This window comes from Microbacterium sp. SS28 (genome assembly GCF_022761035.1).
Lineage (GTDB): Bacteria > Actinomycetota > Actinomycetes > Actinomycetales > Microbacteriaceae > Microbacterium.
Genome location: NZ_JAKWJP010000001.1, coordinates 550,731 through 563,505, shown reverse-complemented (window position 1 = coordinate 563,505; position 12,775 = coordinate 550,731). Strand labels below are relative to the sequence as shown.

The 12,775-nt window shown below is 67.7% G+C and carries 11 protein-coding genes and 1 tRNA gene; 5 read left to right on the top strand and 7 right to left on the bottom strand.

The window, feature by feature from the left end:
- Positions 1-9: 9 nt before the first annotated feature.
- Positions 10-1,167, top strand: a complete 1,158-nt coding sequence (locus MJ607_RS02605; RefSeq protein ID WP_243073983.1) for a DNA polymerase III subunit delta' — start codon at positions 10-12, stop codon at positions 1,165-1,167.
- The gene (locus tag MJ607_RS02600; protein WP_243073982.1) at positions 1,164-2,720 is read left to right on the top strand and encodes an alpha/beta hydrolase; all 1,557 of its coding nucleotides are present in this window, start codon (positions 1,164-1,166) and stop codon (positions 2,718-2,720) included. Before MJ607_RS02605 ends, MJ607_RS02600 begins: the two co-directional genes overlap by 4 nt.
- 45 nt (positions 2,721-2,765) lie before the next feature.
- Here the strand turns inward: MJ607_RS02600 and MJ607_RS02595 are convergent, their stop codons facing one another.
- From MJ607_RS02595 to MJ607_RS02585, 3 genes are all read right to left on the bottom strand, one after another.
- The gene (locus tag MJ607_RS02595; protein WP_243073981.1) at positions 2,766-3,425 is read right to left on the bottom strand and encodes an ABC transporter permease subunit; all 660 of its coding nucleotides are present in this window, start codon (positions 3,423-3,425) and stop codon (positions 2,766-2,768) included.
- A complete protein-coding gene (locus MJ607_RS02590) occupies positions 3,418-4,455 on the bottom strand; it encodes a methionine ABC transporter ATP-binding protein (RefSeq protein WP_243073980.1) in 1,038 nt (345 codons plus the stop codon). Before MJ607_RS02590 ends, MJ607_RS02595 begins: the two co-directional genes overlap by 8 nt.
- Positions 4,456-4,528: 73 nt before the next feature.
- On the bottom strand, positions 4,529-5,428 hold the full coding sequence (locus MJ607_RS02585; protein ID WP_243073979.1) for a MetQ/NlpA family ABC transporter substrate-binding protein: 900 nt from the start codon (positions 5,426-5,428) through the stop codon (positions 4,529-4,531).
- Positions 5,429-5,668: 240 nt separating this feature from the next.
- Between MJ607_RS02585 and MJ607_RS02580 the strand changes: the two genes are divergently transcribed.
- Together MJ607_RS02580 and MJ607_RS02575 are read left to right on the top strand one after the other, a co-directional pair.
- A tRNA-Thr gene (locus MJ607_RS02580) sits at positions 5,669-5,744 on the top strand.
- Positions 5,745-6,185: 441 nt separating this feature from the next.
- On the top strand, positions 6,186-6,878 hold the full coding sequence (locus tag MJ607_RS02575; RefSeq protein WP_243073978.1) for an NAD(P)-binding domain-containing protein: 693 nt from the start codon (positions 6,186-6,188) through the stop codon (positions 6,876-6,878).
- Between the two features lie 165 nt (positions 6,879-7,043).
- Here the strand turns inward: MJ607_RS02575 and MJ607_RS02570 are convergent, their stop codons facing one another.
- A complete protein-coding gene (locus MJ607_RS02570; protein WP_243073977.1) occupies positions 7,044-7,505 on the bottom strand; it encodes a pyridoxamine 5'-phosphate oxidase family protein in 462 nt (153 codons plus the stop codon).
- A 439-nt stretch (positions 7,506-7,944) separates the two neighbouring features.
- Here MJ607_RS02570 and MJ607_RS02565 point away from each other — a divergent pair, with 439 nt between their 5' ends.
- Complete coding sequence (locus MJ607_RS02565; protein WP_243073976.1) at positions 7,945-8,421, top strand: hypothetical protein; 477 nt, start codon at positions 7,945-7,947, stop codon at positions 8,419-8,421.
- A 188-nt stretch (positions 8,422-8,609) separates the two neighbouring features.
- Here the strand turns inward: MJ607_RS02565 and MJ607_RS02560 are convergent, their stop codons facing one another.
- The 3 genes from MJ607_RS02560 to MJ607_RS02550 all read right to left on the bottom strand — a co-directional run bounded on the left by MJ607_RS02560 (position 8,610) and on the right by MJ607_RS02550 (position 12,174).
- Positions 8,610-8,972, bottom strand: coding sequence for a nuclear transport factor 2 family protein (locus MJ607_RS02560; protein ID WP_243073975.1), 363 nt, complete (start codon positions 8,970-8,972; stop codon positions 8,610-8,612).
- Between the two features lie 182 nt (positions 8,973-9,154).
- Entirely contained in the window at positions 9,155-10,594 is a 1,440-nt protein-coding gene (locus MJ607_RS02555) for an NAD-dependent succinate-semialdehyde dehydrogenase (RefSeq protein ID WP_243073974.1), read from the bottom strand.
- A gap of 269 nt (positions 10,595-10,863) precedes the next feature.
- Positions 10,864-12,174 carry a hypothetical protein gene (locus MJ607_RS02550; RefSeq protein ID WP_243073973.1) on the bottom strand — a complete coding sequence of 437 codons (1,311 nt, stop codon included), beginning with the start codon at positions 12,172-12,174 and terminating at the stop codon, positions 10,864-10,866.
- Between the last annotated feature and the right edge of the window lie 601 nt (positions 12,175-12,775).

Below are 12,775 nucleotides of genomic sequence, written 5' to 3'. Positions count from 1 at the left end.
GCTGAACGGATGGATGCCACGGCGGAGGTCGGCACTGCGCCCTGGAGCGACGTGTGGGGGCAGGACGACGCCGTCGCGGCGCTGCAGGCCGCGGCATCCGATCCCGCGGCCATGACGCACGCGTGGCTCATCACAGGGCCGCCCGGCTCGGGCAGGTCGACGCTCGCATACGCGTTCGCTGCGGCGCTCATCGCCGAGCCCGGCGACGAGCACGTCATGCACCAGGTGCTCGCCGGCACGCATCCCGACCTCACGGCTCTGCGCACCGAGGGCGTCATCATCTCGATCAAGGACGCCCGCGCGCTCGTCGAGCGGTCGTACTTCGCACCCTCGCTCGGTCGCTACCGCGTCATCGTGATGGAGGACGCCGACCGCATGGCCGAGCGCACGTCCAACGTGCTGCTCAAGGCCCTCGAAGAGCCGCCCGAGCGCACCGTGTGGGTCCTCTGCGCCCCGAGCGAGGCCGACCTGCTCCCGACGATCCGATCCCGCGTGCGCACGCTGCGGCTGCGCGACCCCGAGGTCGCCGACGTCGCGCGCCTCATCGTGCAGCGCACGGGGGTCGATCCCGCGATCGCCGAGCAGTCCGCGCGGCACGCCCAGCGGCACATCGGCATGGCACAGCGCCTCGCGACGGATGCCGCGACCCGCGTGCGCCGCGACGAGACGCTGCGCGCCGTGCTGCGCGTGCGCGGCGTCGGCGACGCCGTCGAGGTCGCGGGCGCCATCGTCCAGGCCGCGACCGAGGACGCGAAGGCCCTCACGCTCGAGCGCGACGAGGCCGAGCGCGCGAGCCTTCGCCGCATGCTGGGCATCGCCGAGGGCGCCGCCGTCCCGCCCGCGGTGCGCGGTCAGCTCTCGGCGCTCGAGGACGAGCAGAAGCGGCGCGCCACGCGCAGCCTGCGCGACGGCATCGATCGGGCGCTGACCGATCTGCAGTCGATGTTCCGCGACGTCGTCGTGCTGCAGTTCGGCCGCGACACCGACCTCATCAATCTCGAGCTCGAGCCGGAACTGCGCGCCCTCGCGGCGGCATGGACGCCCGCTCGCACGCTCACGGTGCTCGACCGGATCACCGAAACCCGCCGCAACGTCGAGCAGAACGCCGCGCCGGCGCTCGCGCTCGAAAGCATGCTCGTGACCGTCGCGAGCGGAAGGACTCCGTGAACCCGATCACGACGCGCGGCCCGCGCCGCGTCGCAGCATTCGTCGCGGCGCTCGCCGCAGCATCCGTCCTCCTCTCGGGCTGTCTGTACCAGGCGATCCCCGGCGGCGCGCCCGTATCGACAGAGAGCCTCGCGCCCGACACGTCCGGCGTCTCGGCCGACCTGCTGCCGTACTACGGACAGCAGCTCTCGTGGGAGGGCTGCGGCGACGGCTTCGACTGCACCGTGGTGAAGGCCCCACTGGACTGGACGAACCCGTCGGCGGGCGAGATCGAGCTCTCGGTCATCCGGCACCGCGCGACGAGCGGCGACGCCCTCGGTTCGCTGCTCACCAACCCGGGCGGACCGGGCGCGAGCGGCGTCGATCTCGTGCGCGACTCGGTCGACTTCGCGGTCGGCGAGCCGCTGCAGGCTGCGTACGACGTGATCGGCTTCGATCCGCGCGGCGTGGGGGAGTCCACGGCCGTGCGCTGTTACGACGCCGCCGACATGGACGCGTACCTGTTCGACATCCCCGAAGGCCGCCGCGGGTCGGACGCCTGGACCGAAGAGCTGCTCGCGCGGCACGCCGACTTCGCGCAGGCGTGCGATGCGGGCAGCGGCGGACTCCTGCCCTTCATCACGACCGACAGCGCGGCGCGCGACATGGACCTCCTGCGTGCCGTCCTGGGCGACGAGAGTCTCAACTACCTCGGCTACTCCTACGGCACGTTCCTGGGCGCGACGTACGCGAAGCTCTACCCCGAGCGCGTCGGCCGGCTCGTGCTGGACGGGGCGATCGACCCGTCCGTCTCGGGTCTCGACGTCAGCACGACGCAGGGCATCGGCTTCGAGAGCGCGCTGCGCGCGTATATGGCCGACTGTCTCCAGCAGGACGACTGCCCCTTCCGCGGCTCGGTCGACGACGCCATGGCCGACCTCGGGACGCTGCTCGCGAGCGTCGACCGCTCGCCGCTGCCGGCATCCGACGGCCGTGAGCTCGGCGCCGATTCGCTCATGACGGCGATCGTCGCGGCTCTCTATTCGCAGGCCAGCTGGTCGTATCTCACGACCGCGCTGACCGACGTGCTCGAGGGCGAGGCCGATGTCGCGTTCGCTCTCGCGGACTTCTACTACTCCCGCGAGAACGGCGTCTACGCCGACAACTCGACCGAGGCGTTCCGCGCGTACAACTGCATGGACTACCCCGCAGACGCGACGCCCGAGGCGAAGGCGGCGGCCGACGCCCTGCTGGCAGAGAAGGCGCCGACCGTCGCGCCGTACTGGTCGGGTCCCGATCCGTGCGACGTCTGGCCCTACCCCCCGACCGGGGTGCGCGAGAAGATCACGGCCGACGGTGCGGCGCCGATCGTCGTCGTCGGAACGACGAACGACCCCGCGACGCCCTACGAATGGTCGGTGTCGCTCGCCGACCAGCTCGCCTCGGGAGTGCTCGTCACGCGGGTCGGCGAGGGCCACACGGGCTACAACAAGGGCAACACCTGCGTCGACGCGGCCGTCGAGGCGTACCTGCTCTCGGGCACGGTGCCTGAGGACGGACTGCGTTGCGAATAGACGGATGCCGGGGGTCGGCATCCGTCCATCGCCTGTCGATCTCCCTCAGCGACGCAGGATGCGGCGCGCGAGCGCGTTGCCGAGGAACTGCACGACCTGGACGATCACGATGATGACGAGCACGGCGGCCCATGTCACGACGGGGTTGAACTGCTTGAAGCCGTAGACGATCGCGAACTCGCCGAGGCCGCCGGCGGCGACGGCGCCCGCGATCGCGGTCATGTCGACGAGCGCGACGACGATGAACGTGTAGCCGAGCACGAGGGGTCCGAGCGATTCACGGGGGATGAGCCGGAACAGGATCCGCGACCGGCTCGCACCCGCCGCGCGTGCGGCTTCGACGACGCCGGGTCGCACCGTCAGGAGGTTCTGCTCGACGATGCGGCTGATCGCGAACATCGAGGCGATCGAGATCGCGAAGACGGCGAACTCGGGGCCGATGCCGGGGATGCCGAGGCTGCGCGCGATGGGCTGCACGGCGGCGAGGAAGATCACGAACGGGATCGGGCGGAAGAAGTTGACGACGAAGTTCAGCCCGCCGTAGAAGGGGCGATTCGGAAAGAGGCTGCCGGGACGCGCGGCGTACAGGCCGAGGCCCAGGATGAGCCCCGCGAGACCGCCGAAGACGAGGGCGAGGGTGGCGACGTAGAGCGTCTCGGCGGTGGCCGCCCAGAGCTCGGGCAGCAGGTCGATGAGCCTATCCACGGGCGTCCTCCTCGATGAGCGGGGCGAAGGCGGATGCCGCGTCGATGGCCTGCTGCACGGCGCCGGAGTCGCCCGACAGTGCGAGGGTCAGGTGACCGAAGACGCGCCCGCGGATGTCGTTGATGCCGCCGTGGATGAGCTCGAAGCGCACGCCGTGGGCCGACAGCGCCGCGAAGACGTCGGCCTGTGTGACGTCGCCGTCGCGGATCGTGAACGTCACGATCCTGCCGGGGTGGCGTCCGCGCAGCGTCGCGAGCTGCTCGCCCACGGGGACGTCCTCGATGATGCTCGCGACGAACCGCTGCGTCGCGGGATGCCGAGGGGCCGACAGCACGTCGAAGACCTCGCCCGCCTCGATGATGCGCCCGCCCTCCATGACGATGACGCGGTCGGCGAGCGTGCGGATGACGTCCATCTCGTGCGTGATGACGAGGATCGTGATGCCGAGCTCGCGGTTGACACGCCGCAGGAGCGCGAGCACCTCTTGCGTCGTGTCGGGGTCCAGCGCGCTCGTCGCCTCGTCGGCGAGCAGAATGCGGGGACTCGTCGCGAGCGCGCGGGCGATGCCGACGCGCTGCTTCTGGCCGCCGGAGAGCTGCTCGGGGTAGTTGCGCGCCTTGTCGGCGAGGCCCACGAAGCGCAGCAGCTCGTCGACGCGCGCCGCGATCTCGGCGCGCGGACGGCGGGCGACTTCGAGCGGATAGGCGACGTTGCCCGCGACCGTGCGCGAGTCGAAGAGGTTGAACTGCTGGAAGATCATGCCGATGTCGCCGCGGAGCGTGCGCAGTTCGCGCTCCGAGAGCTTCCTGATCTCGCGGTCGTCGATCTCGATCGAGCCCGAAGTGGGCGTCTCGAGCGCGTTGACGAGGCGGAGCACGGTGCTCTTGCCGGCACCCGAGTAGCCGATGATGCCGCAGATCTCGCCTGCGGCGATCTCGAGCGACACGTCGTCGACGGCGACGGTCGGGGCGGCATCCTTCGATGCCGCGGGGAAGGACTTGGTGACGCCGGTCAGGCGGATGAGCGTCATGCGCTGCTCCTGGAGTGACGCACGCGTGTGCGGCCCGCTCCGAGAACGGGCCGCACACGCGAGAGGGGACTGCTTACTGGTTGGCGCGGATGTCGTCCTCGACGTCGTGCAGCGAGCTGACGAGGTCGGCGGCCGGCGTCTTGACGAACACGGCCGAGCCGCCCGAAGCCTCCTGCACGCCGTCGAGCACGTCCTGCGTGTTCTGGTAGATCTCGACGAGCTTGAGGTAGGTCGGGTTGTCGGCGTCCGCGGCGCGGGCCGCGAAGATGTTGATGTAGGGGAACGCGGTGGGGTCGCTCGGGTCGTCCTGCGCGATCGCGTCGCTGGGCTCGAGGCCCGCGTCCTCGATGAAGTCGTTGTTGATGATCGCGGCGGCGACATCGGGCAGCGACGTGGCGGTGAAGGCTGCGTCGAGCGCCTCGACCGTGACCTTGGACGACGGGAGGACGTCGGCGACGGTCGAGAAGATCGATCCGCCGTCCTCGAGCTCGATGAGGCCGGCCGACTGCAGCACGAGCAGGCCACGGGCCTGGTTGGACTCGTCGTTCGGCACGGCGACCTTCGATCCCTCGGGGATGTCGGCGACGTCGTCGTACTGCGTCGAGTACAGGCCGAGCGGGTAGATCGCCGTCGCGCCGACGGGCTCGAGGTCGTCGTCGCTGTTGACGTTGTACGTCGCGAGGTAGATGACGTGCTGGAACTGGTTCAGGTCCAGCTCATCGGCCGAGAGCGCGGGGTTGGGCTGCGTGTACTCCGTGAAGTCGACGAGCTCGATCTCGATGCCCTCCGCGGCAGCCGCCTCCTTGTACGTCTCCCAGTACGGGTCGCCGGCGCCGACGACGCCGATGCGGACGACCTCCGGCGCGGCCTCGGCGGACGAGCCGCCGGCAGTGTCGGCGCCGCTTGCGCAGCCTCCGAGGACGAGGGCGAGGGGAAGGGCGAGCGCTGCTGCGGTGAAGATCTTCTTGGACATGATCGTGCTCCTGGTCTGTCGGTGGCACCGCAGTGCGGTGTCGACCGCGAGCGCGACCGTCTCGGACCGCGTTCGCCTCTTCGCGGTGCCTATTCGAGGCTAGGCGCGGTTCTCAGCGGTTCGAAATCAGCGCGTAACATCGTGAAACTCCGGCCTCCGTACGGTCGGAGCCGGCCTCGGTTCGCGAGCACCTCGAAGACCCTGTAAGATCGTTCATCGTGCCCCGCGCAAGCGAGGTGCGCCACCTTAGCTCAGTCGGCAGAGCGATTCACTCGTAATGAATAGGTCAAGGGTTCGATTCCCTTAGGTGGCTCCACATCCCAGGTCTGGCCAGCGAATCTTGCATTCACAAAAGGTTCAAGAGCCATGGACTCGACTTCTACTCGGTGTCTACTCCGTCTGAGCGCCGAATGCATCGACGCGCCTGAGAATCGTCTGACTCTAAAGGCAATCCCGGGGAGGCGGCGGAGGTGTCGGAGTCGTCGACGAATCCGCAGCGCATTGTCGGACGAGGGTCGCTAACCGCGTTGAGCAGGCGCTCGTGGGCTCGAGACGAGACGGGTCGAGGGCTGCGGACCCCCGGCGCCGAGCAGCCCCGCAGCCAGCCCATCTTCTCTGACCTGGGATGTCGTAGGTCGAATGCCGCGTCCGGCGTGAACGCAGCTGAGTGCTGATTGCATGAAGATGATGTTGGGAGTGGATGTGTCGCGGGGATCATGGATGGAGGGCTCGGACCTGCATGACTGCAGATAAGCCTGTGATCGGCATCCTCGGTGCCGGCAAGTTCGGTGTGGTCCTCGCGCGACTGGCCGCGGCCGCCGGCTATCGGGTGCTGATCGCCGGATCCGGCGACCCGAAGCGAATCGCACTGCCGCACGACGTCCTCGCCCACGGGGCAACGGCCACGACCGCGGCCGCTGTGGCTCAGCAAGCCGAGATCGTCATCCTCGCCCTCCCGCTCAACAAGTACCGGGAGATTCCCGCGAACGCGCTGGCGGGCAAACTCGTAATCGACGCCATGAACTACTGGTGGGCGGCGGACGGCGTCCAAGCCGAGTTCACCGATCCACTCACATCAAGCAGCGAAATCGTGCAGAATCACCTATCCGCGTCGCGGGTCGTCAAGGCGTTCAATCACATGGGTTACACCGACCTCGAGGACGAGGCGCGACCCGCCGGTCAAACAGACCGCAAGGCCATCGGCGTCGCCGCAGACGACGCCGAGGCGCTCGACCTCGTCGCCAGCATCGTCAACGACATCGGCTTCCACCCGGTCCGGCTGCGCCAGCTCGCCGACGGGGCCAAATTGGAACCCGGCACGGAGCCGTTCGGCGCCGACGTGGATGCCGCAGAGCTGCAAGCCATGATCGACCGCTTTCCCACGTCGCAACGCGGCCTTCGCCGAGCAGCGGCTCTGGCAGCACGAAACTCGCCTGCATCCGCTGACTAGAGGCTTGGCGCTCAGGAAGTGCGATGTCGACATGACAGCGGGGCCCTCCGACCGTTCACATCCGTGGCACCGTCGTCGTCAGCTGGCGACACAAGCTCCTGTCTGGGGCGAGACCGGGGTTCGACGTGGACCTCGCCCACGTGAGACGAGGGGACAGAGCGCCGACTACAAGCTCAGGGCGCTCGGAAGACGCGTTTCGAAGTCGAGGATGTTGACCCACTCGGGCACGATGCGAATTCGACACATCGGCCGGCCACGGAGTTGCACCACCCACGCTCGTCCCTGTTCCTCGCCAAAGTACCGTTCCGCCGCCGCGGCGTACTCGGGTGCGACATCACTGAGCATGTCCATCTCCGCCCGCCCTCGGATCGACAGCACTCGGTAAGGGAACGTCTCGGTGTCGATGGTGACCGCGACTTCGGGCCGGCTGCCCAGCACCTTCACCTTCGGCGCCCCCGGCGGACTGGCCACGACGACGTTCCGACCGTCCCAGTGGAACCAGATGGGCACCACCCGGGGCGTTCCATCGGACCAGTTGTACGCAAGCCTGGCCAGGACCGGTGACGCGAGCAGCTGCTGCGCGACCGGATCATCTAGCAAGGACAGATCGTGCGCAGAAGTGCTCATCGCCGCTCCCTTACGGATGCCAACACATCGACGTTATCGGTGTCGGCCGACGATGGATATGGCTGCACCCGATCACGCAAGGGTGGACCCCGGGCCTTCGATCTTCGACGTGACGGCGGGCTGCGCGCCGGTCCTGCGGCGCTCCACGGTCACCGCACTCCGCACGAGGACCGCCGACCAGCGAGAGCGCCGCTTCTGGTCTGTGCCGGAGTACGCGTTCTTCGTGCATCAAAAGGGTCCCTCAGCGGAGCAGGACACGACGCGGTTCTCGACCGCCACGGTATTTGCCCAGTCCCTCCCGTTTGGAAACCGCCACAGGATCCCCGTCAGAGTCCTCTCGGCAGGATCGCCGTGCCGGCGAAAGCCGGGTCTGCGATCAGCGCGCCCATCGACTGAGCGATTCGGTCGGCGTACTCTGACCCCCAGGTCAGGAGGAGCCGTGAAGAGGCGACACGCGCATCACGCGATCAGCGAAGACGAGCAGATCGGGCGATATGCATATCTACTGGGAAACGTTCCCGCGAACGTCGCCGACAAGGCCTACGCCGCCGCCTTCGCTCGACTTTCGGCGACGCAGCGCCAAGATATCCTCCGCGAGCTGCGCTCGCAGTTGCCGGTGGCACCGCAGGTACCAGCATCTGACGATCCCGAAGCGTTCGCTGTGCTCATGCGCGATCTGCGTTCGCGCGACGCCGTGGTGCGCGTCAGTGGTGTCGGTCCCTTCGCGGCCGAGTTCGTTGCGAGTCCTCCGATCGTCGCTTATTTCACGGCCGGCGTGGGGTCGGTGACGATCGACCAGCAGCCGCTGTGGGTGCAGGAGCTGGCGGGCCACGAGACGGCCCCCATCGACGCGGGACGGATGCACCACCGCCATCAAGGATTCATCACCGGGTGGTCTGGGCCGGCCCGCAGTTGACGATCGGCCGGCGGAACGGTGCTCAGGTGAGCACACGTCCGGGGGTGGCGGATCTCCAGGCCCGTGATGCCCGGCGCGCAGCGGAAACCAGGCGGCGCGATCGACCCAGAGTCGCTGCCGAATCCCGATCGCTTCTCCTCGTGCGCGGATGCCGGCCGATGAGCGGTCGCATATTCCACCCTGAGCGACTACATGCTGGTGTCGATAAGGAAGGTGCGAAGGCTTGTGATCGTCTCGTTGGCGACCGTGATGACGTCAATGCCGCGAGCGACGGGAGCACCGGTCGGACCGAATGCCCAGGCGAGCGCGCCGATGTCCGTGCCGACGTAACGCTCTCCATCTTCGACGAACACGAAGTCGCTGGGAACGTCGGCGAGCAGCGCTGCTGCCTTGTCGTTTACGGCTGATCGTCCCTGAACGGCGCCCTCGGGGTCGGTGAACATGACGTCCTCCGAGTACACCCAATCGACTGCCTTGCGCCTGGCGAGGGCGTCTCGGTTGCCGAACACCTCGTGCAGGTTGGCTGAGAGCAGTTCAGAGACGCTGGGCATCCGTCATCCAATCGACGTTCGAGTTCGGTTGGCAACTCCAACATTCCGGCGACGACGCGATATTCCACTGCGGACCGTGAGCCGGTCGACAGCGACCGGGTTTCCGGGTCTGCGCGAGCAACGGCGCCGCACGTTCCTCTGAGCGATGATCCCTCCCGTCACGGTGCGGATCGTCTGGCAATTCACATGTTCTGAGGGGGGAAGGTGCGGATCAGCTTTCGGTTGACGAACTCCAGGATCCCGAGGTGGGACAGTTCGCGCCCGTAGCCGGAGCGTTTCACCCCGCCGAAGGGAGTCTGGGGTTCTGTGCCGGTTGGGTGGTTGATCCAGGCCATTCCGCTGTCGAGCGCGTCTGCTACTGAGCGGGCACGTGTCGGGTCGGTACAGAACACGACGCCGCTCAGACCGAACGGGGAGGCGTTGGCCAGCCGGACCGCTGAGTCGTCGTCGGCGGCTTTGTAGACGACGCAGACAGGCCCGAAGAGTTCTTCGCTGTAGGCGCGCATAGTGGGCTCGACGTCGGTGAGGATGGTTGGTTCGAAGAATGCGCCGGGGCTGAGCGGTCGTCCGCCACCCGTGATGACTGTTGCTCCTTTGTCGATGGCGTCGGCAACCTGGGCTGCCAACCGGGCCGCAGCTGGCTCGGAGGAGAGCGGCCCGAGCTCTGTGTTCGGATCGTTGGGATCACCGAGACGGATCGCGGCGAAGCGGCGGGCCAGGGCGGCGACGAAATCGTCGTAGAACTCCTCAAGGACGATGACTCGTTTCGCTGCCGCGCAGCTCTGACCGGCGTTGCCCAGTCGACTCTCAGCTGCAGCGTTTGCTGTGCCGTCGAGACCCCCGCCGGCCTCCAGATCCAGGATGATGAACGGGTCGCTGCCGCCGAGTTCCAGAACGCACTTCTTGAGGTTGCGGCCCGCGACCTGAGCGACCGACGAGCCGGCCTCGCCGCTGCCGGTGAGAGTTACTCCCTGCACCGCGGGGTGTTCGATGACGCGCTCCACGTCGGCGATGCGCAGGAAGACGTTGGTGAAGACGCCTTTGGGCGCTCCGGCGTCGGTGAAGACCTGCTCCAGGGCAAGTGCGGTTTGGGGACAGATTTCGGAGTGCTTGAGCAATAGCGTGTTTCCGGCAATGAGCTGGGGTCCGGCCACGCGTACAACTTGGTACAGGGGAAAGTTCCAGGGCTCGATAGCGAGAATTACGCCGAGCGGCTCATTTACCAGAACGGCCCATCCGGCATCGACCGGCAGGGTTTCTGATTCAAGGAATCGCGGTCCGTTCTCTGCGTAGTACCTCAGGATGCTCGCAGCCCAGGGCGCCTCGCCCCGGCTGTCGGTGATCAGCTTTCCCATCTCCAGTGTGATGAGTTGCGCGAATTCTTCGGCTCGCGCACCCATCAGCTCGGCGGCGCGCCCCACAATCTTGGCTCGCTCGGTCACCGGCCAGCGGCGCCACACCAAGAATGCGTCGTGCGCTGCGCCCACAATCGCGTCGATCTGATCACTCGGCAGGAAGGGGTAGTCCCGAATATGCTCGCCGGTTGCAGGATTGAGCGTCGTGTAGCGACGTTCGCGAGCGGAGCTCCCGGGTGTGGCTCCAGGCTGGTCTAGCTGCGACATGGCGTCCTCGTGCTCCTTCCTACCCTTCCCCGCCCCACAGGAGAAGGGGCCATGCGTCCTCCCGGGCCGCGGCCTGAACCGGAGACGAGGGCGCCCGGGGGTCGGTCCTTGATTGCTCAGTCTTGGAGGGACTGCTTGCGGGCTTCAAATGGCGGTCTGAGCTGACTCACTGGTGTTGCGAGGAGGAATGCGAGCATTGCGAGGACCGGCGAAACCGGCGCCATCGGATGTAAGGCCGCGGTGGTGGTCTCGAGGTTGGGTTCGGGGCGCTACGGTGCGACCCAGCTCTGGAAGCCGTTCATCTCAAGCAGGTCGTATCCGTCGGCCCCCTCGGTGGTTTCGTACAAGACAACTGGCGGTGACGAGCCCGAGACGGGGATGGCGATCACACCCAGCGCATCTGTTCCGGCATCCGGAAAGCCGTATGGCTGTCCCCATGCCCGGGAGAGCAGCATCGTGCCGTCGGGCGACCAGGTGACCGCAGTCGGGAACCAGAGGAGCGAGTCGACGCCCTCGCCGGTCTGCACGGCCGCGATCACGGTCTGTGTGCCGGCCGGGTTGCTCGGGTCGTTGTCGCGCGCGTTGACGATGACCGCTTCGTGCTGCGGATAGCACCGCTGCACGTCGCCGGATGCGTCTGCGTAGGTCTTGCAGGAGCGCTGGAAGACGATGCTGCTCCCATCGGGCGACCAAACCGGCCCGATGCCGTTCATCAGCGTGTAGTCCTCGACGAGGACGCGCTGGGCGGAGCCGTCGGCATTCATGAGGATGAGATCGAACCGCTCGGCCGCGTTGATCCGGCGTCGTTCGACAGCCAGTGTCTGCCCATCGGGAGACAGGGCGATCGTCCGGGTCAGCGCGGTGTCGTCGATGGTTCGGAGGGAGTCATCGACGACGGAGTAGACCGAGATGCCGCCCTCACCGGCGATGTACAGCTGAGACCCGTCGGGTGCCCATTCGATGTCATTGGCGGCCACGTCGGGCAGCCGCCGAATTTCACTGGTGTCGGTATCCACCAGCCAGACTTCGGTGAATTGGTAGACGGAGCTGTTGCCAGGACGATCCGCCCCGGTGCCGAAGGCCACCCAGCGACCATCTGCGGACCAGATCGGGCACGGCATCGACGCCTCGTGATCGACCGCGAAGCGCCCGACGATGGACGCCTCACCTGAGGTCGTCACATCGGCGAGCACGAGCGCCGCACCGGTCCATCCCGCTTCGTGGTCGCCAGTCGCCTCACCGAAGGCGAGCCGCGCGGTCCCCGGAGCGAACGCCGGACACCCCCGGGCGATGTCGTCGGTGTCGGACCCGACGATCCGATGCGCAAGCTCGCCAGGCCGGACGAGCATAAGGTCCATGGCCGCATACGGAGTTGCGAACGCGATCCAGCCTTCGGCGGCACTCGGCGGCTCTCCGGGTCCGGTCGCCATCCCACCAGAGGTGCCGATCGACGAGGGTTCCGGAACAGTGGTGCAGCCGGCGATGGCGGCCAGTAGTGCCAGCGCGGATGCGGCGAACAACATGCGATACCGGCGCAACAGAGCAGTGCGCGTCGTGTCGACCGCGGCGACGTCGCTCATTTCGGCTCCGACTTTAGAAGTCCTACGGCGCCGCCGACCCGCACCCGGTCGGAGCCGTCAGCATCGTCCATACCCTGAAATGTCCGCGAACCGGCGAAAGGTTCACGAGCCTGACCGAGACCTTCCCCACAACGAAGCCATCCGGCATGTGCGGAGCGCCGGCCTGTCGGACGCAAGGGCGCTGGCTCAGCACCGCGCCACACCCTATCCGCGCGTCTTCTGTACGCCGTGAACGATAGGGCGCATCGCCCGGTTATCGCCGGGGCGCCGGCAACGCGGTCGCTCATGGGGCGCGGCAGAGAGCGTGAAATCCGGCGTGTCCGACTGCCACGGCGCTGACTCGTCCCGAAACGCCAGCGACGACGTGCCCGCCCTCGCACCTTCGCGGGTGACATGCGGCGAGCTATCGATGAGGGCATCGGGTGTGGTCGACGTCGGTTCTGGGGCGAGCGGGACGACCTGGCGGAGCGGCTCTGACAATCAGGCGGTCATGTCTGACCAGTCCCCGCGGCACTCCCGAGCAGCCGCACGCATGGCGATCAACGTAGCCGGTCGGCCGCGCTCGGTCACGGGTCCGCAAGCGGGCGGGTCATCCCTCGAG